General features: G+C 72.7%; 21 protein-coding genes. 13 read left to right on the top strand and 8 right to left on the bottom strand.

Features of this window, described 5'->3' with window-relative positions; genetic code table 11:
- Positions 1-35 precede the first annotated feature (35 nt).
- Positions 36-1,229 carry a trans-sulfuration enzyme family protein gene (locus ACTWPW_RS02120; protein WP_375109046.1) on the top strand — a complete coding sequence of 398 codons (1,194 nt, stop codon included), beginning with the start codon at positions 36-38 and terminating at the stop codon, positions 1,227-1,229.
- Positions 1,230-1,265: 36 nt separating this feature from the next.
- Positions 1,266-2,192, top strand: a complete 927-nt coding sequence (locus ACTWPW_RS02115) for a threonine/serine dehydratase (protein ID WP_443167833.1) — start codon at positions 1,266-1,268, stop codon at positions 2,190-2,192.
- Positions 2,193-2,212: 20 nt separating this feature from the next.
- Here the strand turns inward: ACTWPW_RS02115 and panB are convergent, their stop codons facing one another.
- Positions 2,213-3,043 carry a 3-methyl-2-oxobutanoate hydroxymethyltransferase gene (gene panB, locus ACTWPW_RS02110; RefSeq protein ID WP_375109047.1) on the bottom strand — a complete coding sequence of 277 codons (831 nt, stop codon included), beginning with the start codon at positions 3,041-3,043 and terminating at the stop codon, positions 2,213-2,215.
- 151 nt (positions 3,044-3,194) lie between these two features.
- Here panB and ACTWPW_RS02105 point away from each other — a divergent pair, with 151 nt between their 5' ends.
- From ACTWPW_RS02105 to ACTWPW_RS02080, 6 genes are all read left to right on the top strand, one after another.
- Positions 3,195-4,460, top strand: a complete 1,266-nt coding sequence (locus ACTWPW_RS02105; protein WP_443167794.1) for an MFS transporter — start codon at positions 3,195-3,197, stop codon at positions 4,458-4,460.
- 378 nt (positions 4,461-4,838) lie between these two features.
- Positions 4,839-6,392, top strand: coding sequence for an MFS transporter (locus tag ACTWPW_RS02100; protein ID WP_443167793.1), 1,554 nt, complete (start codon positions 4,839-4,841; stop codon positions 6,390-6,392).
- Between the two features lie 7 nt (positions 6,393-6,399).
- Positions 6,400-7,005, top strand: a complete 606-nt coding sequence (locus ACTWPW_RS02095) for a TetR/AcrR family transcriptional regulator (protein WP_375109050.1) — start codon at positions 6,400-6,402, stop codon at positions 7,003-7,005.
- 182 nt (positions 7,006-7,187) lie between these two features.
- Complete coding sequence (locus ACTWPW_RS02090) at positions 7,188-9,293, top strand: right-handed parallel beta-helix repeat-containing protein (protein ID WP_443167792.1); 2,106 nt, start codon at positions 7,188-7,190, stop codon at positions 9,291-9,293.
- Entirely contained in the window at positions 9,290-9,670 is a 381-nt protein-coding gene (locus tag ACTWPW_RS02085; RefSeq protein WP_375109052.1) for a hypothetical protein, read from the top strand. The genes ACTWPW_RS02090 and ACTWPW_RS02085 overlap by 4 nt, the downstream gene beginning before the upstream one ends.
- Entirely contained in the window at positions 9,667-10,983 is a 1,317-nt protein-coding gene (locus tag ACTWPW_RS02080) for a hypothetical protein (protein WP_443167791.1), read from the top strand. The genes ACTWPW_RS02085 and ACTWPW_RS02080 overlap by 4 nt, the downstream gene beginning before the upstream one ends.
- A gap of 7 nt (positions 10,984-10,990) precedes the next feature.
- Here the strand turns inward: ACTWPW_RS02080 and ACTWPW_RS02075 are convergent, their stop codons facing one another.
- Both ACTWPW_RS02075 and ACTWPW_RS02070 read right to left on the bottom strand, forming a co-directional pair.
- Positions 10,991-11,773, bottom strand: a complete 783-nt coding sequence (locus ACTWPW_RS02075) for an ABC transporter permease (RefSeq protein WP_443167790.1) — start codon at positions 11,771-11,773, stop codon at positions 10,991-10,993.
- Positions 11,770-12,720 (bottom strand): ATP-binding cassette domain-containing protein, encoded by a 951-nt coding sequence (locus ACTWPW_RS02070; protein WP_443167789.1) that lies wholly within the window; start codon positions 12,718-12,720, stop codon positions 11,770-11,772. Before ACTWPW_RS02070 ends, ACTWPW_RS02075 begins: the two co-directional genes overlap by 4 nt.
- 53 nt (positions 12,721-12,773) lie before the next feature.
- Here ACTWPW_RS02070 and ACTWPW_RS02065 point away from each other — a divergent pair, with 53 nt between their 5' ends.
- Entirely contained in the window at positions 12,774-13,541 is a 768-nt protein-coding gene (locus tag ACTWPW_RS02065) for a TetR/AcrR family transcriptional regulator (RefSeq protein WP_443167788.1), read from the top strand.
- On the opposite strand, the gene ACTWPW_RS02060 is transcribed toward ACTWPW_RS02065, so the two are convergent.
- A complete protein-coding gene (locus tag ACTWPW_RS02060) occupies positions 13,515-14,663 on the bottom strand; it encodes a hypothetical protein (protein ID WP_443167787.1) in 1,149 nt (382 codons plus the stop codon). The genes ACTWPW_RS02065 and ACTWPW_RS02060 overlap by 27 nt on opposite strands.
- Positions 14,664-14,740: 77 nt before the next feature.
- Here ACTWPW_RS02060 and ACTWPW_RS02055 point away from each other — a divergent pair, with 77 nt between their 5' ends.
- Positions 14,741-15,421 carry a TetR/AcrR family transcriptional regulator gene (locus ACTWPW_RS02055; protein WP_443167786.1) on the top strand — a complete coding sequence of 227 codons (681 nt, stop codon included), beginning with the start codon at positions 14,741-14,743 and terminating at the stop codon, positions 15,419-15,421.
- 17 nt (positions 15,422-15,438) lie between these two features.
- Here the strand turns inward: ACTWPW_RS02055 and ACTWPW_RS02050 are convergent, their stop codons facing one another.
- Entirely contained in the window at positions 15,439-16,383 is a 945-nt protein-coding gene (locus tag ACTWPW_RS02050; protein ID WP_375109059.1) for a PP2C family protein-serine/threonine phosphatase, read from the bottom strand.
- 203 nt (positions 16,384-16,586) lie between these two features.
- Here ACTWPW_RS02050 and ACTWPW_RS02045 point away from each other — a divergent pair, with 203 nt between their 5' ends.
- Positions 16,587-17,633 carry a sigma-70 family RNA polymerase sigma factor gene (locus tag ACTWPW_RS02045; protein ID WP_443167785.1) on the top strand — a complete coding sequence of 349 codons (1,047 nt, stop codon included), beginning with the start codon at positions 16,587-16,589 and terminating at the stop codon, positions 17,631-17,633.
- 36 nt (positions 17,634-17,669) lie between these two features.
- The gene (locus ACTWPW_RS02040; protein WP_443167784.1) at positions 17,670-18,476 is read left to right on the top strand and encodes a nuclear transport factor 2 family protein; all 807 of its coding nucleotides are present in this window, start codon (positions 17,670-17,672) and stop codon (positions 18,474-18,476) included.
- A gap of 212 nt (positions 18,477-18,688) precedes the next feature.
- On the opposite strand, the gene ACTWPW_RS02035 is transcribed toward ACTWPW_RS02040, so the two are convergent.
- Complete coding sequence (locus ACTWPW_RS02035) at positions 18,689-19,051, bottom strand: MerR family transcriptional regulator (protein WP_443167783.1); 363 nt, start codon at positions 19,049-19,051, stop codon at positions 18,689-18,691.
- Between the two features lie 74 nt (positions 19,052-19,125).
- Between ACTWPW_RS02035 and ACTWPW_RS02030 the strand changes: the two genes are divergently transcribed.
- Positions 19,126-19,842, top strand: a complete 717-nt coding sequence (locus ACTWPW_RS02030) for an SDR family NAD(P)-dependent oxidoreductase (RefSeq protein WP_443167782.1) — start codon at positions 19,126-19,128, stop codon at positions 19,840-19,842.
- Positions 19,843-19,931: 89 nt separating this feature from the next.
- Here ACTWPW_RS02030 and ACTWPW_RS02025 read toward each other — a convergent pair whose 3' ends face one another.
- Complete coding sequence (locus ACTWPW_RS02025) at positions 19,932-20,645, bottom strand: GNAT family N-acetyltransferase (RefSeq protein ID WP_443167781.1); 714 nt, start codon at positions 20,643-20,645, stop codon at positions 19,932-19,934.
- A 334-nt stretch (positions 20,646-20,979) separates the two neighbouring features.
- On the bottom strand, positions 20,980-22,062 hold the full coding sequence (locus tag ACTWPW_RS02020; protein WP_443167780.1) for a DNA alkylation repair protein: 1,083 nt from the start codon (positions 22,060-22,062) through the stop codon (positions 20,980-20,982).
- Positions 22,063-22,228 lie beyond the last annotated feature (166 nt).

Here is a 22,228-nt window from a genome sequence, read left to right as displayed (position 1 = left end):
GACGTTGGATCCCTTGGCGAGTGATCCTTGGTGGTATGAGCGACTTCCACCCCTCCCACCCAGAGTTGCGTCCTGAGACGAAGACCGTGCACGTGCCGCGGCCCACCATCGAGGGCAGCAGCCCGATCACCGTGCCCATCTACCAGACCTCGGGGTTCACCTTCGACGACCCCGCCGTGATGGCCGAGGCGATGGGGCGGCCGGACGGGGCGTTCGTGTACGGGCGCTACTCCAATCCGACGGTGCGCTCGCTGGAGCTGGCGGTGTCCGGGCTGGAGGGCGGCGCGGGCGCCATCGCCACGGGCTCGGGCATGGGCGCGATCAACACCGTGCTGCTCGGCCTGCTCAAGCCCGGCGACCACCTCGTGGCCCAGCGCTCCCTCTACGGGGGGACCGCCGCCATGATCAACGACCTGGTGGGCAGGTTCGGGATCAGCGTCACGTACGTGCCCGAGCACGACCCCGCCGCCCTGCGCGCCGCCGTCCGGCCGGAGACCAGGCTCGTCTACCTGGAGACGATCAGCAACCCGATGACGCTGGTGGCCGACCTGCCCGGAATGTGCGCGGCGGCCCGCGAGCTGGGGATCCTGTCCGTGGTGGACAACACCTTCGCCACGCCGCTGCTGTGCCGGCCGATCGAGCACGGGGCGGACATCGTCCTCCACTCCACCACCAAGTACCTGTCCGGGCACACCGACGTCGTGGGCGGGATCGCGGTCTTCGCCGAGGCCGCGCTCCACGACAAGGTGTGGCACTTCGCGATCGAGCTGGGGGCCTCGGCCGACCCGTTCGCGGCCTGGCTGACCGTGCGCGGGCTGCAGACGCTCGCGCTGCGCATGGAACGCCACTGCTCCAACGCCCACCTCCTGGCCACCCGGCTCGCCGAGCACCCCGCCGTCACCGCCGTGCACTGGCCGGGGCTGGCCTCGCATCCCTCGTACGAGCTGGCGGGCAAGCTGCTGTCGGGGTTCGGCGGGGTGTTCTCGTTCGACCTGGCCGGCGGGCGGGCGGCGGGGGAGAAGTTCATGAGTTCCGTACGCGTCGCGCTGCTGGCCCCCTCACTCGGCGGTGTCGAGACGCTCGTCCTGCACCCGGCCAGCACCTCGCACCGCGCGCTCAGCCCCGACGAGCTGCGGCGCAGCGGCATCGGGGAGGGCACGGTGCGCATCGCCGTCGGGATCGAGCATCCCGAGGACCTGTGGGCCGACGTGACCCAGGCACTGGCATAGCCTGGTCGGGACGACTGAGGGGGAACGTTGACCACAGTGACCCACGCCGACGTGCTGGCGGCGGCCGGACGGATCGACGGGCGCGTGCTGCGCACGCCCGTCCTCGAGGTCTCTCCCGGGCTCTGGTTCAAGCTGGAGCTGCTGCAGCACTCGGGGTCCTTCAAGGTACGCGGGGCGTTCAACCGCATCCTGTCCGCCGGCGCGCTGCCGGACACCGGGGTGATCGCGGCCAGCGGCGGCAACCACGGGCTGGCGGTGGCGTTCGCCGCCCGGGCGCTCGGGGTGCGGGCGGAGATCTTCGTGCCCGAGGTGACCAGCCCGGTGAAGGTGGCCGGGCTCCAGGCGCTGGGCGCGCACATCACGCAGGTCGGCGCCATCTACTCCGAGGCGGCCGAGGCCGCCGCCAAGCGGGCCGCCGAGACCGGGGCGCTTTCCGTGCACGCCTATGACCAGGCCGAGGTGGTGGCCGGGCAGGGGACGACCGGGCTGGAGCTCATGGAGCAGACCGGCGGGGTGGACACGGTGCTGGTGGCGGTCGGCGGTGGCGGCTTCGGGGCCGGGATCACGCTGGGCACGTCCGGCGCTTCCGGCGATGCCGGGCCGCGGATCGTGGCCGTCGAGCCCGAGCGCATCCCGACCCTGCACGAGGCGCTCCGGGCGGGCCGGCCGGTGCCGGTGCAGGTCGGCGGCGTGGCGGCCGACGCCCTGGGTGCCACCAAGCTGGGTGAGCTGGCCTTCGAGGTCCTGTCCGGGCCTCGGGTGGAGAGCGTGCTCGTGACGGACGAGGCGATCGTGGCGGCCCGGCGTACGCTCTGGGAGCGGCACCGGGTGGCGGCCGAGCACGCGGGCTCGGCCGCCTACGCGGCGCTGTTGTCGGGCGTCTACGCGCCCGCGCCGGGAGAGCGGGTGGCCGTGGTGGTGTGCGGCTCCAACACCGACCCCGCCACACTGGTCACCGGCTGACCGGCTGACCGGCTGGCCGGTCAGCTGTAGGTGTGCTCCGGTGCGGGGAACGCACCGGAGGTCACGTCGCCGGCGAAGGCGCGGACGGCGCGGTCCATGTCCCCGGCCAGATCCGCGTACCGCTTGACGAACCGGGCCGGGCGCGGCGTGAGCCCCATCAGGTCCTGCCACACCAGCACCTGCGCGTCCGTCGACGCCCCGGCCCCGATGCCGATCGTCGGGATCGCCAGCGACGTCGTCACCCGCTGCGCCAGATCGGCCGGGACGCACTCCAGCACCACCGAGAACGCCCCGGCCCGCTCCAGGTCCTTGGCGTCCGACATGAGCTCGTCGCCCGACTGCCCCCGCCCCTGGACGCGGTAGCCGCCCAGCACGTTGACCGACTGGGGGGTCAGCCCGAGGTGGGCCATGACCGGGATGCCCGCCGAGACCAGCGCCTCGACCTGCGGCAGGACCCGGCGGCCGCCCTCCAGCTTGACCGCGTGGGCGCCCGCCTCCTTCATGAAGCGGGCCGCCGACTCCAGCGCCTGCTGGGGCGAGGACTGGTAGGAGCCGAACGGCAGGTCGGCGACCACGAGCGCACGCGACGAGCCGCGTACGACGGCCGCCGTGAGGGGCAGGAGGTCGTCGACCGTGACGGGCAGGGTGGAGTCGTAGCCGTAGACGACCATGGCCGCCGAGTCGCCCACCAGCAGGACCGGGATGCCCGCCGCGTCGAAGACCCGGGCCGTCATCGCGTCGTAGGCGGTGAGCATCGGCCACCGCTCTCCGCGCTCCTTGGCGGCGGTGAGATCGCGTACGGTGACACGGCGTCCGGACACGCCGCCGTACAACGTGGTTGAAGAGGACATGGGTTAACCCTCCAGAAACGTCTCGAGGCGCCCCAGCGGCGTCCCCGGACTCCCTTTGATGATGTCATGCGTGATTCGCCGGGCCCAAGAAAACCTGTGGCCAAACTGTCGGTGCCTCTTGCCACAATCAACGCGGAGGTAACGAACAAAAATGGCTCTGGATCCTTACCGGCAACTGCTCAAGCTGCCTGGCGTTCCCACGTTGCTCCTGGTGGGGCTGCTCGCCCGGGTGCCGTCCACGGCGACCGGCATGGCGCTGACGCTGCACGTGGCCGAGGTGATGGGCCTCGATTACGCCCCCGCGGGGGTGGTCGCCATGGCCAGCACCATCGGCATGGCGATCGCCTCCCCGCTGTCGGGCAGGTTCGTCGACAAGCACGGCCTGCGTCCCGTGCTCACCGTCACCACCGTGGCGCAGGCGGCGTTCTGGGCGTGCGCGTGGGCGCTGCCGTTCCCGGCGCTGGTCGCGGCGGCGGCGCTGGCGGGGCTGCTGGCGCTGCCGGTGTTCAGCGTGACCAGGCAGTGCCTGGCCGCCATGGTGCCGGTTCCGCAGCGGCGCACCGGGTTCGCGCTCGACTCGATGCTGGTCGAGTTGTCGTACATGATGGGGCCCGCGCTCGCCGTGGCGGGCATCACGACGCTCGGCAGCGGCGTGACCATGACGGTCATCGGAGCCGGCATGTCGATGGCGGGCGTGGGGCTGATCGTGCTCAACCCGCCCACCCGCTCGGCCGCGGAGCTCGTGGAGCGGGCGGTGAAGGTGCCCAGGCGGCAGTGGATCACGCCGGCGTTCGTGGCGCTGCTCGGCACCACGGCGGCGGCCACGTTCGTGCTCACCGCCACCGAGCTGTCGCTGGTCGCCACCATGACCGACGCGAATCAGACCGCGTGGGTCGGCCTGGCCGTGGCCATCTGGTGCGTGTTCTCGCTCGTCGGCGGCTTCGTGTACGGCGGGCTGTCGCGGGGCCTGTCGCCCCTGGTCCTGATCGCCTCCATGGGCCTGCTGACCGTCCCGGTGGCGCTGGTCGAGGGCGGCTGGCACTGGCTGATCCTCGCCCTCCTGCCCGCGGGCCTGCTCTGCGCGCCCTCGCTGTCGGCCACGGTCGACGTGCTCAGCCGGTGGGTGCCCAGTGGGGCGAGAGGCGAGGCCATGGGCTTCCACGGCACCGCGCTGCTGATCGGCGGCGCCGCCTCGGCCCCCATCGCCGGTGCCGTCATCGACGGGCACGGGCCGGAGTGGGCGTTCGCGGTGGCGGGGCTGGTGGGCGTCGCCATGGTGGTGGTCGCCCTGCCGTTCTGGCGCCGCCGTCCGGCGGTCCCCGCGGCCTCGGTGGCGCCGGCTCCGGTGGCGCCGGTGGTGCCCGAGCCGTCGGTCGAGGTCGTGGAGCCTGCCGTGACCCCGTCGCCCCGGGAGTAGGCGGGGGCTTCTCCCGGTGCGTGCGGGGCGGGGCCGTGGCGGCCGATGCCGACGACACGGCCTGCCCGGTGGGCGGGTTTCCCGCGGCAGTGGCACGCCCAGCGGGCTTGCGGTGGGGTGCGCGGGTGGCGCTCGTACGGGCGTTTGGGGGTGGGCCGTCGTGCCCCCACAGGGCCGTGCCGTGCGGGCCTGTGAGCGGTGAGGCCAGGCGGGCGAGCCGTCGTGCCTCCGGGCGCTGAGCTGGGCTGACGGTGGAAGTCGGGCTGCGGTGGGGGAGAGTTAACCGAGGGTTTACGAAACGGGACCGTTGCGTATCGGAATAGCTTGCGATACGGTGACGTTGCGAAACTCAGACGTATCGAAATTAGGGATGTTTCCATGGACCCGAACTCAGGGCATCCACGCCGGTGGGGGATCCTCGGCGTGCTGGTGTTCAGCCTGCTGGCGGTCGTGCTCGACAACACGATCCTGAACGTGGCGATGAAGACCATCGCCGACGAGACCGTCGGATTGGGCGCCACTCAGAGCGAGCTGGAATGGGCGATCAACTCCTACACGCTGGTGTTCGCCGGGTTGCTGTTCACCTTCGGCGTGATCGGTGACCGAACAGGGCGAAAGCGCATGTTGTTCATCGGCATGGCGCTGTTCGGCCTGGCCTCGCTCGCCAGTGCCTACGCCCAGGATCCGATGCAACTGATCCTGGCCAGGGCGGCGATGGGCATCGGCGGCGCGGCCATCATGCCGGCCACACTGGCGATCATCTCCAATGTCTTCCCGCCCGGTGAGCGTGGCAAGGCGATCGGCGTGTGGGCCGGTGGTGTGGGGCTCGCGGTGGCGATCGGCCCGATCACGGGCGGCCTGCTGATCGAGCACTTCTGGTGGGGCTCGGTCTTCCTGATCAACGTGCCGATCGTGATCATCGGCATGATCCTCATCGCCACCATCGTGCCCGAGTCGCGTGACCCCAAGCCGTCCAGGCTGGACCCGGTCGGCGTGGTGCTGTCGATCATCGGTCTGGTGGCCATCGTGTACGGCATCATCCGCGGCGGCGAGCTGGCCACCGTGGCCAGCGCCGAGGTGCTCGTGCCGACGCTGTTCGGCGTGGCGGTGCTGGGCGTGTTCGTGTGGTGGGAGCGGCGCATCGACCACCCGGTCTTCGACGTGCGCAACTTCTCCAACGTCCGCTTCAGCTCGGCCATCGGCATGATGGGCATCGTGTTCTTCGCGATGATGGGCGGGATGTTCTTCCTGACGTTCTACCTGCAGATCGTCCTGGGATTCACGCCGATCCAGGCGGGCGCGCTGATGATCCCGTTCGCCGCGGCCCAGCTCATCTTCGCGCCGCTCAGCCAGCGGGTGAACGAGCGGTTCGGCGGCAAGCTGTCGGCGACGGTCAGCATGATCGTGGTGACGCTGGCGCTGGCCAGCTACGCGCTCATGGACCAGAACACGCCGATCGTGCTGATCGAGGTCGTCTTCTTCCTCCAGGGCGCCGCGATGGCCAACATCATGCCGCCCGCGACCACCGCCATCATGGAGGCGCTGCCCAGGGAGAAGGCCGGTGTCGGCTCGGCCATGAGCAACACCGTCCGCCATGTGGCCGGCGCGCTCGGCGTGGCCGTGCTCGGCTCGGTGCTGTCGTCCAGCTACCGCGGCGAGATCGCGCCCGCGCTGGCCGGGCTGCCGGCCGACGCGCAGCACGCGGCCGGTGAGTCGATCATGGCGACGATGGGGGTCGTGCAGTCGCTCGGCGACAGGGGGCAGGCGCTGGTGCAGCCGGCGTTCAACGCCTTCCTCGACGGCATGCACGTCACGGCGCTCGTGTCGGCGGTGATCGGGCTGCTCGGCATCGCCGTGGTGGCACGGTGGATGCCCGGCAAGGCACGCCCCGCCAAGCATGCGGCGGAACAGAAGGAACCAGCGGTAGTGTGAGGCCGCGATGACGATCCAGGATTCAGGGACTGCCCGCCCGGCGGGTCGTCCGCGCAGCGAGAAGGCCGAGAAGGCGATCATCGACGCGACGCTCGATCTGATCGGCGAGGGCATGGGGGTGTCCGAGCTGACCATCGAGGCCATCGCGTCGAAGGCGGGCGTCGGCAAGACGACGATCTACCGGCGCTGGTCCAACAAGGAGGACCTGATCGTCGACGCCCTCTCCACGCTCAAGGCGCCGCTGCCGGTGCTGTCCGGCACGTCCGTACGCGACGACCTGATCAGCCTGGTCGACGCGATGCGCCAGGAGTCGGGTGACCTCCGCAGCCGGTGCGTGATGAACATCGCGATGAGCGAGGCCGACCGCTATCCCCAGCTGATGGAGCGCTTCCTCAAGCGCGCCGTCGAGCCACGCAGGGAGGCGATGCGCGCCGTGATCGAGCTCGGCATCGCCACCGGCGAGCTCAGGGCCGACCTGGACGTCGAGATGGGCATGGCCATGATCTCCGGGACCATGCTGTGGCACACCAAGTGGGGTCCCGCCGGCGGGCTCGCGCCCGATCTGGCCGAACGGGTCGTGGACGCGGTCCTTCGCGGGATGACCGCCTCCTGACGGACGGTCCTCCTGGAAAGTCTCGCGGGCGATCCCTGCGGAACGTCTGACGCGCGGTTCTTCCGGAACGCCTCACGAAGGCGCACCTGACGGTGCCTTCGTGAGGCGTTCCGGCGTTCCGGCCGGTCGTTCCGGCCTAGGCAGAACATGAGCCTTGTTCTACTCTCGCGACCATGCCCCCCATGCGAAAATTCGCGTTGATCGTCGTGCTCGCGTCGGGCCTGCTGTTACCCGGCGGGGCCGCCCTGGCCCACGAGGAGCGCCCGGTCACGTTCCCCGACGGCACGGGTACGGTGCCGGTGCTGCGGACGGGCGAGCCGGACCTGCTGGTCTGCAAGTCCGACAAAGCAGACTTCGAGCGTCGGATCGCGAATTTTCCGGCGGACCTCAAAGCCCGCAACCTTGACCTTTTCGCGAAATGTCAGGAAAAAGGGGTCCGGCACCTGCAAGAGGCCGTCGACCAGGTCGACCGGCCCGGAATGACCATCGCCCTCCTCCCCGGCCTCTACCGGGAGGAGCCCAGCCAGCCCGCGCCCACCGGCGACTGCGCCAACCTCCCCGCCCGCCGGTCGGACTGGGGCTACCAGATCCTCAGCTACGAGCAGCAACTCCAGTGCCCGCACAACCAGAACCTGGTCGCCATCCTCGGCAAGCGCGACCTCCAGATCGAGGGCACCGGCGCCGGCCCGCTGGACGTGATCGTCGACGCCGAATACCGCAAGCTCAACGCCATCCGCGCCGACCGCGCCGACGGCGTCTACTTCCGGAACCTGACCGCCCAGCGCACGACGTTCAACTCCCTGTACGTCCTGGAGACCGACGGCTTCGTCATCGACCGCGTACTGACCCGGTGGAACGACGAGTACGGCTTCCTCACCTTCGCCAGCGACCACGGCCTGTACACCGACTGCGAGGCGTACGGCAACGGCGACGGCGGCCTCTACCCCGGCAGCTCCTCCAACCTGAACGAGGGCCGGGGCCACGACGTCCCCCGCTACGCCATCGAGATCCGCCGGTGCAAGAGCCACGACAACGCGCTCGGCTATTTGGGCACCGCCGGCGACTCGCTCTGGGTGCACGACAACGAGTTCTACGACAACATGGTCGGCGCCACGATGGACAGCCTCTGGCCCTCCCACCCCGGCCTGCCGCAGAACCACGCCAGGTTCGAGAACAACAAGATCTACGACAACAACCGCGACTACTACCGGCACACCCGGGACGGCACCTGCGCCAAGCCCCCCGCCGAGCGCGGATACGAGCGGGGCGTGGTGTGCTCGCAGGTGGGCGTGCCGCCGGGGACGGGCGTGATCGTGGCGGGCGGCAACTACAACGTCTTCGCCGGCAACCAGGTCTGGGGGCATCGGCGGGCGGCGTTCCAGCTCTTCGGCGTGCCGGCGTTCATCAGGGGCGAGAACGACCTGGCCAAGCAGGCCGACACGTCGGACCACAACCGCTACGAGGGCAACGTGTTCGGCGTGGGCCCGGCGGGGGAGCGGCGGCCGAACGGGCTGGACGTGTGGTGGGACGGGCAGGGCACGGGCAACTGCTGGCAGGGGGACGTGGGCGCGTCCTCGCCCGCCGTGCTGCCGGTCTGCGCGGCGGCGGCGCCCGCGCTGTCGGGCGGGTCGAACCGGCTGCTGGCCGAGCCGGTCAAGCTGGTGAAGCTGTATCTGTGCGCCGACTTCAGCGCCTTCGAGGCGCGGCTGCCCGCCGGGTGCGACTGGTTCGGCGCTTCGGGGCTGGGCAAGGTGGAGGCCCAGCTCGCCCTGGGCGGGTCGGTGGTGCTGGGGCTGCTGGCGGGGCTGTTCTGGTGGCGATCGCGGCGGATCGCCCGGCAGTACGGCGGCGGTGGGGAAACGTCGCCGGGGAGCGGGGTGGCGGCCGGGCCGGCGGCGATCGGCCTGCGCCGGGACCGGCTCGTCGTGGCCGGGACCGCGGCGGGGGCGGTCGGGCTGGCGCTCGACGTCGTGGCCGGGGCCCTGGGCAGCTCGGCGCAGGCGGGGGTGGCGTTGCTGCTCATGGGGGCGTGGTGGTTGTGCCTGGGGGCGGCGCTGCGGGCCGGGCGGCCGGTGTTCGGCTGGTCCACGATCGTGGTGGGCGTGCTGGCCTGCGTGGACGCGTTCGACCGGCTGGTGTACCTGATTCCGGTCATCCCGCTGGGGCCGGGGTGGATCCGGGGGCTGGTCACCGGGTTCTGGGTGCTGTGCGCCGTCGTGGTGCTGGCGCCCGGGCGCGGCCGGGCCGCGGCGGAGGAGCGGCCCGCCGGGGCCGAGGTCTCCGCGTGAGAGGCGGCCTGGTCCCCGTGCTGGCGTGCGTGCTGGTGGCGGGGTGCGGGCCGCTGGCGCAGGGCCACCGCGACCCCGGCAACAGCCACGAGGTGGCGACGGGCGCGCCGAGCGGGCGGGCGGACGCGGAGATCACCATCGCGCGCGGCCGGGTCAGCCCGGCTCCCGGCTGGCTGGAGGTGGGCAAGGGACGCCAGGTCGGCATCACCGTCACCAGCGACGTGGCCGACGAGGTGCACGTCCACGGGTACGACATCACGGCCGAGCTGCGGCCCGGCGTGCCCGCGACCGTGCGGTTCACGGCGGACCTGACCGGGGTGTTCCAGGTGGAGACCCACGGGAGCAGGCTGGTCCTGACACAACTGGCCGTCCGATGACGGCGGACCCGGTCGGCTCGCCGGTGGCGGGCGTGCTCGTACCGGGCGACACCGAGCCGGTGGGCGTGCTCGCACCCGGCGGCGGTCCCGGACCGGTGGGCGTGCTCGCGCACGGTGTCGGCGAGCGCGCCGACCTGCCGATCCCGCTCTTCTACGCCTACGCGGGCGCGTTCGCGGCGCTCGTCGTGTCGTTCCTGGCCCTCGGCCTGCTCTGGGCCGACTCGCGCTTCCGCGGCGACCTGGCCGGCCGGGTGATCCCCGTACGCCTGCCCGCGCGCCCCGCCCGCGTCCTGACCCTGCTGGCCGCCGTCCACACCCTCGGCTGGCTCGCGGTCGGCCCGGACACGGAGAACGCGGGGCCGTACCTGGTGTACGTGCTCTTCTGGGTCGGCCTCGTGCCGGCGTCGCTGCTGCTCGGGCCGGTGTGGCGGGCGCTGAACCCGTTCCGGCTGCTGCCGGACCGGCCGCGCCGCCCGTACCCGCCGGGGCTCGGCTACTGGCCCGCGGCCGCGGGCCTGCTCGCGTTCACGTGGATGGAGCTGGCCGCCCCCGAGCCCGCCGCGCCCCTCACCCTGCTGACCTTCCTCACCCTGTACGGCGCCGCGCAGCTGGCCGGCACCCTCGTCTACGGCCACGCCTGGCTGGAGCGGGGCGACCCGTTCGAGGTGTACTCGACCCTGATCGGCCACCTGTCGCCGCTCGGCCGGCGCGCCGACGGCAGGCGGGTGCTGCGCAACCCGTTCGACGGCCTCGACGCCGTCGAGCCCGCCCCCGGCCTGGTCGCCACGGTCTGCGTGCTGCTCGGCAGCACCGGCTACGACGGCTTCTCCTCGGCCCCCGTCTGGGTGGACGCCCTGCAGTCCGGGCCGCTCGGCCGCACCGGCCTGGGCACGCTCGGCCTGCTGGCGGCCGTGGCCGGCGTGGCCGTCCTGTACGCCGCCTGCCTCGGCGCGGCCGGGCTGATCGGCGGCAGGAGAGGGCTGGCCGCCCGCTTCGCCCACTCGCTGCTGCCCATCGCCGTCGGCTACCTGATCGCGCACTACTTCTCGCTGCTGGTCGTCGAGGGCCGGCACGCCGTCGCCCTGGCGCTCGGCCTGGACGCCGAGCCGGACCTGAACGCCGTCGCGCCGGCGACGATCGCCACCGTGCAGGTGCTGGCCATCGTGCTCGGCCACGTCGCCGGCGTGGTGGCCGCCCACGACCGCTCGGTGCGCCTGCTGCCGCCCGCCCGCGCGGTCGCCGGGCAGATCCCGCTGTTCGTGCTGATGGTCTGCTACACGGTCGGCGGCCTGACCCTCCTTCTGGCCGCCTGACGCCCCGCTAGCCGCCTGACGCGGTCCTGCGGCGGAACAGCACCGCCGCCACCGGCAGGGCGAGCACGACCGTGCCCGCCAGCCACGCCGTGGCCACCGCCCCCGACGAGCCCATGGGCAGGTCCAGCAGCAGCCCCCGCATCGTCTCGATGATCGGCGTGAGCGGCTGGTGGGTGGCGAACGCCCGCAGCACGCCCGGCATGGTCTCGGCGGGCACGATGCCGTCCGACACGTACGGCAGGAAGAGCACGAAGAAGCTGAACGCCCCGGCCGCCTGGGACGACCTGACCAGCAGGCCCCAGACCGCCGCCAGCGCGGACATGGCCAGCACGTACCCGATCACCAGGGCCAGCACCAGCGCCCAGTCGGCGAGCGTGGCGTCGGAGCGGAAGCCCAGCAGGAGCGCGGCGGCCAGCGCGATGGCGGAGGACGCCACGTTGCGGATCACCGAGGCCACGACGTGCCCCGCCGGGACCACCCAGCCGCTGATGGGCAGGGTGCGGAAGCGGTCGATCATGCCTCCGGTCATGTCGTCGGAGATGGTCACGGCGGTCAGCGCGGCGCCGTACCCGCCGGACATGAGCAGCACGGCGGGCACGACGAAGTCGATGTAGTCGAGGCCGCTGGAGCCGGTCGTGATCGCGCCGCCGAACACGTACACGAAGAGGACCATGATCATCACGGGCAGGGCCGTGTTCACGATCAGGCCGTCCAGGACGCGCAGCTCGCGGCGCAGGTCGCGGACGACCAGGCGGCTCAGGTCGCCCGCGGCGGTGATGGGGGTGCTCATGCCGCGGCCGCCGTGAGCTCGAAGAAGACGTCGTCGAGGGTGGGCGTGCGCAGCTCCACGTGCTCGACGGCGATGCCCGCCCCGTGCAGCACCTCCAGCGTGCGGCGCAGGTGGTCGGGGTCCTGGACGGCCAGCGTGACCTCCCCTGCTTCGGCGTCGAGGTGCGCGCCGAAGCCGGTCAGGGCGGCGCCCGCGCGGGGCAGGTCGGCGGCCTGTGCCAGGCGCAGCGCCAGGCGTTCCGAGCCGACCTGGCGCTTCAGCGCCGCGGGGGAGTCGTCGGCGACGACCCGGCCGCCGTTGATGACCACGACGCGGTCGGCGAGGTGGTCGGCCTCCTCCAGGTACTGCGTGGTGAGCAGGATGGTGGTGCCGGACCCGAGCAGCTCGCGGATCACCGACCACAGCTCGGCCCGGCTGCGCGGGTCGAGCCCGGTCGTGGGCTCGTCGAGGAACAGGATCGGCGGCGCCGACACCATGCTGGCCGCCAGGTCCAGGCGGCGCCGCATGCCGCCCGAGTACGTGCCGGCCCGCCGGTTCGCGGCGGCGGCCAGGTCGAAGCGCTCCAGCAGTTCGTCGGCCCGCTTCCGGGCGGGGCGGCGGCCCAGGTGGTAGAGGCCGGCGAACAGCTCCAGATTCTCCCGCCCGGTCAGCAGGGCGTCCACGGTGGCCTGCTGCGCGGCCAGCCCGATGGCGCGGCGGACCGCCACGCCTTCCCGGGTCACGTCGTGCCCGGCCACCATGGCGGTGCCGCCGTCGGGGGCGAGCAGCGTGGTCAGGATCCGTACGGTCGTGGTCTTGCCCGAGCCGTTCGGGCCGAGTACGGCCAGCAGCGACCCGGTGGGCACGGTCAGGTCGATCCCGGTCAGCACCCGCGTGTCGCCGAAGGACTTGGTGAGTCCCCGGGCGACAATGGCATCTGTGAATGGCCTACTGTGTACGGCGTTCATAGTTTCAAGGTAATGCAGAATCCTAGGAGCGAGTCAAGCCGAGGAGGATGTGGATGGCGCAGGAACGGCGGCTTCCCCCCATGCTGCAACGGATGTGGGGGCGCGAGCCGGCGTCGCGCAGGGGGCCGCGGCCGCGGCTCGACCTGGCCACGATCACCGCCGCCGCCATCGAGATCGCCGACTCCGAGGGGCTGGCCGGGGTGTCGATGGGCAGCGTGGCCACGCGGGTGGGGGTCGCGGCGACGGCACTGTACCGGTACGTCGGCAGCAAGGAGGACCTGCTGACCTCGATGGCCGACTACGTGGCGCCCCACCCGCCGGACCCGGGCGGCCTGCCCTGGCGTGACTACCTCGGCCGGTGGACCCGGGCCCAGCGCGACCTCGTGCTCGGGCACCCGTGGCTGCTGGTGATCACCCGGTTCGCCCCGCCCCTGGGCCCGCGGCGGTTGCTCTGGCTGGACCGCGCGCTGGCCGCGCTCGACGGCACGGGGCTCGACGACGGCGAGAAGATCAACGTGGCCAGCGCGCTGACCGGCTACGCGCTGACCGACGCGGCGCTCGTCCAGACCATGGGCACGGGGTTCGCCGAGTTCGACGAGAGCGGGATCGACAGCCCCTTCGACTACGGCGAGGTGCTGGCCGAGGTGCTCGACCCCGAGACCTACCCCGCCCTCTCGGCGGCCGTGCGCGGGGGCGTCATGCACGGTGCCGACTCCTGGGCGGACGACGCGGACTTCCGCTTCGGCCTCGACCTGCTGCTCGACGGCGTCGAGCAGCTGATCGCGCGGCGCGCGTCAGGGAGTGACGTCGGCGGGGAGTAGCTGCTCGGTGAGCAGGCGGCGGACCAGGTCCGGGCCGGTCACCCAGGGCCGCAGCAGCTCCCATCCATGGAAATAACCGAATATGTACGGGCGCATCGCCGACGGCCTGAACAGCCCGAGCGCGCCCGCGATCTCGCCGTCACCGTAGAGCGACCACTTCCCGAGATACGCGGCGAGCTCCGCCTCCCCGCGCCCCTCCGCCGCCAGGAACGCCGCGTTGCCCCACACGCCCCACAGCACGTTCTTGGCATGATGAACGGCCGCGAAGTCGCTCCCGTCCGGCCGGATCCCGGCCTCGGGCAGGACGTTCGCGTTCAGCCAGACCTGCGCCTCGTCCCCGGGGAACAGCAGCTCCTCGGCGAGCAGCCCGAGCCCCTCGCTGAGCACGAACGACGGCGAGAGCATGAACCGCACCCGCTGCCGCTCCCCGAGGTGTGCCTCCTTCAGCATCGACTCGGCGATGTGCCCCGGATGTCCCTCGTGGGCGACGAGATACAGCAGGTCGGCCAGGTTGAACGGGATCTCCTTGTTGATGTGGATCGTGGACTTCAGCCCGCCCTCGTAGGCGCCCGCCCCGTGGAACCCCACGCCCTCCACCAGCCGGCACTCCACCACCTCGCCGGGCGGCAGTGGGATGATCGCGTTCGTCCTGCGCCGCGTCTCGGCGACCGCCCTGTCCACCAGCTCGGGCAGCCGCTCGATCGGCTCCAGCGTGTGGGCCGCCTGCCAGGCCCGCAACCGCTCGGCCAGCGAACCGGGCGTCCCCGGCAGGGCCCGGTCCAATTCGGCGTGCGCCTGCTCGAACACCTCCTCCGGCACCCACCGCGGCTCCAGGCCCAGGCACTCCCTGCCGTACTCGGCGAGCGGCAGCCGCTCGCCGCCCAGATGGCCGGCCACGGCGCGCATCGCCCGTACGTGGGCGGCCAGGTAGGGGTCCGGGGCGCACTCCATGAGCCGTTCGGCCTCCTCCGCCAGCGCGGCGGGCTCGGCGGGCGGCTCGGCCGCGACCCGGTCGCTCCACTCCGCCGGGCCCCGGTAGATGAGCATCGTGCCGGACAGGCCGCCGGTCGCCAGGCGGTCGATCCGCAGGGCCAGCATCGCGTGGTCCCGCTCCCAGTCCATGACTGTTCCTCCGTTCCTTCGGGGCCGCCTAAGCTAGCCGTACGGTTTTCCGTACAGTGCACGGAAGGACGTCGGGGATGCCGGAGTCGATCTGGTTACGCGAGGACGGGCGTCCGCGCCGGCCGCGGCTGTCCCGTGAGCGCATCGTCGAGGCCGCCGTCGGCCTCCTCGACGCCGAGGGCGTGCCCGGGTTCTCCATGCGGGCCCTCGCCGCACGCCTGCGGGCCGGCACGATGTCGCTGTACGAGTACGTACGGAGCAAGGAAGACGTGCTGGACCTCGCGCTGGACGAGGTGATCGGCGAGATCGAGGAGCCGCGCGAGCCGGGCCCGTGGCGCGGCACCCTGGTCGGGCAGCTCACCCAGAGCCGGGCCGTCATGCGCCGCCACCCCTGGGTCCCCGCACTCACCGCCACCCGGCCCCTGCTCGGCCCGAACGCGCTGGCCCGCTCCCGCCTGTTCTACTCCGCCCTCGCCCGCGCCGGCCTGACCGGCCCCGAGCTCACCGCCGCCGTAGGGACCCTGTCCTCCTACGTCAACGGCTTCGTCGCCTCCGAGAACACCTGGTGGGCCACCGTCCGCACCCCTGCGGCCGACGCCGAGATCCGGGCCCGGGTCGCGGGCCATCTGAACGAGCGGGAGGCCGAGCTCGCCCGGCACTCGCAGGTGGACAACGGCGACTTCGACAGCCAGTTCCTGCTCGGCCTCGACCTCATCCTCGACGGCATCGCAGCCCGCCTGCCACCTGAACCGGCCTGACCCGTGTCGGGATCGGGTCAGGGCCGCCGCGGCACGTCCGTCGGCCTGAAGGGGATCAGCAGGGCGGTGATGTTGTCCTGGCCGCCCGCGGCGATGGCGTGCTCGACGAGTGCGCGCGCCGCCTTCAGGAGGTCGCCCGCCGGGGCGGCGTGGGCGCGCAGAGAGCCCGGGTCGGGGAGGTGGCGCCAGAGGCCGTCGGTGCACAGCAGCAGGCGGCCCGGGGCTGAGGGACGGTAGCTGCGGACGCGCGGCTCCGGTGCGCCGGCGTCGGCGCCCAGCCAGGCGGACAGCGCCTCGTGCTCGCCGGTGTCATCCTCGGTCAACGCCATGCCGGTGCCCTCGTCCGGCAGCCAGTACGCGCGGCTGTCGCCCACCCAGCAGCTCCAGACGCCTTCCGGACCGGCGACGCCCGCAACGTACGTACAGGCGGGCGCCCCGAGCTCCGCCGCCGCGAGCGAGGTGATCGCTTCGGCGGGCGCGACCGCGCTGGTCGGCCGGCGTGTGGCCGGGCCAGTGGGGAGGGTCGCGTTGCTCGTCCCGGGTGCGGCCGGGGCGGTTGGTGGGTGGGCCGTGCGGATCCCGGCCAGGGCGGCGACCGCTCGGCCCGCCATGAGTGCGCCCTCCGTCAGAGCCGTCTCCGGCAGCGCGCCCGCACGCAGGCGCGCGGCCGTCGCGGCCGCGCCCGCCTCGGCGGCCACCTGGGCGGCGCGCTCAGAGCGGGGGGACATGGAGACACCGTCGCAGACCACGCCGACCGTCCATGCGCCCATCCTGGTCAGCGCCATCGCGTCCGCGTTGACCGCGCGGCGCAGGCCGCGATCGCTCACCCCCGCGGCGCCACCGTCCACTGTCAGCTCCAGATGGGCGCGGAAGGCGGGTTGCGCGTGACCGCAGTCCCAGCAGCGGCCGTCGGGGGCCACGGCGCCGCCGCCGCACGAGACGCAATGTGTCATCTCCGTCATGGCACCACGATCGTCTCAGATCCGGCACCGTCTCTCCGTCGAGCGGGACGAAGTCTCAGCTATACGCCTCAGAAGCCCCGAGGCCGCTGGTCGCCGTCCCCCGCCTCGGCTGTCACTGGGGACGGCGTGTTGCTCGTCCGGGCGGCGCTGCCTGGGTTGTGGGTGGCGCGGTAGCTTGGCACGCGACACGGATGGGGTGGGTGATGGGGCGGGCCTGGGCCGAGGAGGATGACGGCGCGGGGCTGGCGGAATTGCTGGCCGCGGCGCGGGGCGGGGACGAGAAGGCGTTCGGGCGGCTGGTCGGGCCGTTGCGGGACGAGCTGCGGGCCCACTGCTACCGGATGCTGGGCTCCGTTCACGATGCCGAGGACGCCGTGCAGGAGACCCTGGACCGGGCGTGGCGGGGTCTGGCGCGGTTCGAGGACCGGGGGTCGATCCGGGCGTGGCTCTACAAGATCGCGACGAACCGGTCGCTGACCCTCATCGAGCGCCGGGGACGCCGCGAGCTGCCCACCGATCTCAGCCCCGGTGGCGCGCCGGCCACCGAGGTGGCCTGGCTGGAGCCGTACCCCGATCGGCTGATGGGCTGGACGGCCGGGCTCGAGCCGGAGGCGCGGGTGCTGGCGCGGGAGAGCGTGGAGCTGGCGTTCGTGGCGGCGCTGCAGCACCTGTCGGCCGTGCAGCGCGCCGTGCTGCTGCTGCGCGACGTCCTCGGGTACGCCGCCCGCGAGGTCGCCGACCTGCTCGACACCACGGTCGCGGCGGTCAACAGCGCCCTGCAGCGCGCCCGCAAGGAGGTGGCGGGGCTGCTTCCCGAGGCCACCCAGCAGCAGACCCTGCGCGCGCCCGGCGAGGCGGCCCAGCGGGAGCTCGCCCGGCGCTACATGTCCGCCTGGGAGGCCGGGGACGTCGACGCCATCGTGGCCATGCTGGCCGAGGACGCGAAATACTCCATGCCGCCGCTGACCGCCTGGTACCGGGGCCGCGCCGGCATCCGGGGCTTCCTGCTGGCGGCGCCGCTGAAGCACCGGTGGCGGTTCCTGCCGGCGCGGGCGAACGGGCAGCTGGCGTTCGGTACGTACATGTGGGACGAGGAACGGGACGGCTACGTGCCGACCGGCCTGGACCTGATCGTCGTGCGCGGTACGGAGATCGCCGAGGTGGTCTCGTTCCTGACGGCGGACTTCGCGGAGTTCGGGCTGCCGATTCTGCTGGGGCGCGATGAGTTTCCGGATCGGGGCGGGTTGTAGTCCCGACGGGATGATCCGATCCGGAGGGAACCCACCATGAACACCGATGAGCAGCAGATCCGCACCCTGATCGAGCGCTGGGCCGAGGCCGTGCACGCGTGCGACCTGGCCGGGGTCGTCGCCGGGCACGCCGACGACATCGTCATGTACGACGTGCCGCCGCCCCAGGAGGGAGTCCGGGGCATCGAGGCGTACCGGAAGACCTGGCCGCCGTTCTTGCGGTGGCAGGCGCAGGGGGCGTTGTTCGAGATCGAGTCGCTGGAGGTCACGGCGGGGGCCGACGTCGCCTTCGCGTACGCGCTGCTGCGCTGCGGCATCACCGCTGATGACCTTTCACGACGGCTGCGGCTGACGTTCGGCCTGCGCAAGGAGGGCGGGCAGTGGGTCGTGGCCCACGAGCACCACTCCTTCCCGATCACGGACGCGGGGGCGGCCGAGCAGGAGGTGCGGCAGGTGTACCAGCGGTGGTACGAATGCACCGCCGCCCACGACCTCGACGGCATGATGGCGACCATCGCCGGCGACGTGGTGTCGTACGAGCAGGAGGTGCCCCTCCAATACGTGGGCGTGGACGCGGTGCGCGAGTTCTGCGCCCGCGGGCTCGACGCGGGCGGCGACGCCGGCGTCACCCTGGACGTTCCCGAGCTGAAGGTCATGGTCCGGGAGGATATGGCGGTGGCGTGGGGGCTGGACCTGGTGCGCGTCGACGGGTCGGAGGAGAGCTGGTCGCGCGCGACGAGGGTGTTCCAGCGGCGGGACGGCGCGTGGCTGATGATCCACCAGCACCGGTCCGTCCCGCAGGACCCGGCCACCGGCCGGGCGAGAACCGACCTACGGCCCTGACCCCGGGCTGATCTTCGGGGCGCTTACCCGGCGGCGCTTGGCTGGCGGCGCGTGGCCCCGTCCTCCCGAGGCCGCACGAGGCCGTCCTCCGGGTGGGTGGACAACATGCGGGGACAGTCCGCCGGAGAGCCCGGTGGACGCGTGCGGACGTTCGCCGGAGATCCCGGTGGACGCGTGGAGACGTTCGCCGGTGGCGCGCGTCGGGCCGGGTGTCAGCGCTGTTCCAGGACGGTGGCGAGCATCGTGTCGAGGGCCTGCTGCGAGACCTGGAGCTGCTCGATCGTCTCGGCGATGCGCCGGCGTTCCCGCCGCAGGTTGCTGACCATGCCGGGGCAGGCGGTCGGCACCATGCGCTCGCCGTCGTCGTGCACGCAGTGCAGCAGCCGCGCGATGACGGCGGTGGGCAGGCCGGCGGCGAGCATCGTACGGATGTGGCGCACGGCGGCCACGTCCGCGTCATCGTACTCGCGATATCCGTTGGGCAGCCGCCGGGGCCGCAGCAACCCCTGCTCCTCGTAGTAGCGCAGCAGCCGCCTGCTCACCCCGGTCTCGTGGGCCAGATCACCGATTCTCATGCGCTCCCTTGACCTTCACATCGATGTGACGCCCTACCGTCCGACTGTCACTCGCAACAACGTGAAAGGAGCTGATGATGCCGGGAGCGGTGATTATCGGGGCGGGTCCGGGGATCGGCCGGTCCGTCGCCCGCCGGTTCGCGAAGGAGGGCCTGCCGGTGGCCCTCGTCTCGCGTACCGGCAACGACCTCGACCTGGAGGGGGCGCTCTCGTACCGGGCCGACTGCGCCGACGAGGGCGAGCTGCGCGCCGCGCTCGACGCGGCGGCGGGCGAGCTGGGCCCACCGGACGTCGTGGTCTACAACGCCGCGATCATCCGCCCGGACACGCCGGGGAAGGTGAGCGCGCGGGCGCAGCTCGACGCGTGGGCGGTCAACGTGGTGGGCGCGCTCGTCGCCGCCGCGCACGTGGCGCCCGCGATGGCGCGGCGCGGCAGCGGTACGTTCATCGTCACCGGCGGCATGCCCGAACCCAAGGCACGTTACGTCAGCCTCTCCCTCGGCAAGGCGGGCGTGCGGACGCTGGTGACGATGCTGGACGAGGAGTACGGGCCGTCCGGCGTCCACGTGGCCAGCGTCACCGTCGCCGGGCCGGTCGCGCCGGGCACGGACTTCGACCCGGACGACATCGCCGAGCACTACTGGCGGCTGCACACCCAGCCACGCGAACGATGGGAGCAGGAGATCCTCCACGCAGGCACCGCCCCCGCCCCCGCCCCTGAGCCGATCGGGCCCGTGCGTCGGTCTGCCCTGTGCGTGGTCGGTCGGGTCCGTGAGCTCACCGGCCCCTGAGGCGTCCTCCGGACGCACGGGGGCGTGTGGCCGTCAGGGACAGCCGCGCGAGGAAGCTGAGCGTCGTCGGTGTGGGCGCGGTCGGGTCTTCAGGTGGTGAGCTTCCAGAGCCAGCCGAGTGCGCGCAGCCCGAGCCGCTCGGCAACCCGCCGTGAGGAGCGGTTGTCCGCACTCGTGCTGTAGAACAGCTGGAGGCCCGGCAGGAGGTCGGCCCAGGTGGCGGTGGTCGCGGCGGCGTATCCGCGGCCTCGGTAGAGGGGAGACGTCCAGGTGCCCGCCTCGGCGCCGGCCGGGGTAAAGCGGGCCGTATGGCAGATCGCGGCCACCTGCCCGTCCTCGACGATCATCGCCCAGGGTGCGCCTTCACCGCCGTCGCAGAGCGACTCCCACTCCTCGGGGGCCCAGTTGCCGGGCCGTAAGGGGCGTACGAGCCGGACGTGCGCGGGCTCGTCCGACCTGAGCACCCGCACCGGTACGTCGAACCGCACCGGTGGCCTCACCAGGTAGCTCGGCCCGCCGGACACCGCCACCCGTTCACCGCCCAGGAGTGCCCGGCAGCCCTCGAGCACGTCCGGCGGCGTGCCGAAGGGGGACGGGGTGCCTCCCGCGGTGAGGTCGAGCAGCCGCCCGGCGAGGGTGTCGGACACGGAGTCGGCCACGGCCACGATCAGGCCGTCGGCCGCCACGCCGATCACCACGTCCTCCGGCCCGGGCAGTCGGCCACGGTCGTCGAGGCGCCAGATGACGCCCAGCTCTACCCGGAGCAGGTCGATGTCCCGAGGCTCCCGGGCTGCCTCCGTCACGCCTCCACCTCCGTCTCCGCCTTCGTCAGGACTAATGACGTTGCCTCCCGCCTGCCATCACGCTTCCGCCTTCCAGGATCACGGCCATCGCCTCCCGTGAGGACTCACGGCGTCGCCGCCTGGGGTTGCGGGCCCGTCCCGGGTCACGAGCCTCCCGGGTCCATGGGGCCTCCTAGGTCGCGGGGCCCCCTGGTCACGTGCCCCCTGGGTCGCGGGGCCTCCCGGGTCGCGGGGCCTCCTGGGTTGCGGGGCCTTCTGGGTTGCGGGGCCTTCTGGGTCACGAAGTCGCCCCCGGCCGTACGGCGTCGCCTCCAGCCACGGGGTCATCTCGCCGTCACGAATCGGCCCCCTCGGGCACCAGGGTGAACGGGACGCTCGCGGCCACCCTGCCGTTGACGATCACGTCGAGCTCCCTTGCGCCAGGCGGCTCGTCGCGGGTCGTGACCGGGCGGAAGGAATGGCTCTTGCGTACGGTGAACGTCTCCCCGACCCTGCCCGCCTCCCGCTGGCCCAGGTGGAACACGCGGCGCGAGCCCGCCCGCCGGATCGCGTATTTCAGCAGCACCGGCCCCGCCGCCCCCGCCGTCACCGTGACCGTGAAGGCCAGCTTTCCGCCCACCGCCACGACGTCGCCCTCCAGGGCCAGCGCGTCGACCGAGCCGCTGCCCGGTGTGGCGCCCACCAGCGTCAGCGCCTCCGGATGGCCGGAGCGCAGCAGCCCGCGCACGGCGTGGCGCAGCACCTTCTCCACGTATGAGCCGCCGGCGGAGCGCCACCGCGCCAGCAGCTCGACCACGACCTCGGGATGGTCTTTGGCCAGGTCGTTGACGTGGTTGGCGACCGAGCGGCGGACGTATTCGCTCGGGTCGTCGCGCAGCCGGTCGAGCAGGGGCAGCGTCGGGCCCGGGGCCATCAGCCAGCCCACCCGTCCGGCCCACGGCAGCCGGGGGCGCGAACCCTCGGAGGCCAGCCGGCGCAGGTGCTCGTCGGGTGACTCCGCCCAGCCGTACATGATCTTGAGGGCGTCGTCGCGGTGGTGCTCCAGGAAGGGGCGCACGGCGAACTCGCCCGTCGCGTACGGCGTGAGCACGGCCAGCGTGTCCATCGCCGCGTGCAGGTGGTCGAGCCCGTGCACGGCCGTGTGCTCGGTGGCCGGCCAGCCGCTCCACATGTCCAGCGCCGCCCGCGAGGCGCACTCGCGCACCAGCTCGGCCGCCTGCGGGTAGGGCAGGGGCAGCGCGTCGTGCAGGGCCGCGGCGACGTGGGCGACCCGGGCCTTCAGCTCGAGCCCGTCGAGCCCGCCCAGGGCCTGCGCGGTGAAGCGGTCCCGCGGGAACGGCGCCCAGGCGGCGGCCAGCCCGTCGGCCAGCACCGACACGGACCGGGCGTTGATCATTTCTTTCAGGGGTTGGGCCACGCGCCAACTGTGCCAGCCGCCACCGACAATCTTCCGCCCGCTGGTCTGGATGCCCGCCGGTCGAAACGCCACCGGTTGGGACGCCCCGCCGGCTGCGGTGCCCGCCCGGTCGTGACGCTCGCCTGCGTCGCGGAGCGGGTGGCGGCGGGAGTAGAGCACGGGTGCC

Source organism: Nonomuraea sp. KM90 (assembly GCF_052246675.1).
In the GTDB taxonomy this organism is placed as follows: domain Bacteria; phylum Actinomycetota; class Actinomycetes; order Streptosporangiales; family Streptosporangiaceae; genus Nonomuraea.
Note: the sequence above shows the minus strand (reverse complement) of the source record. Positions and strands in the feature narration are given on the sequence as shown.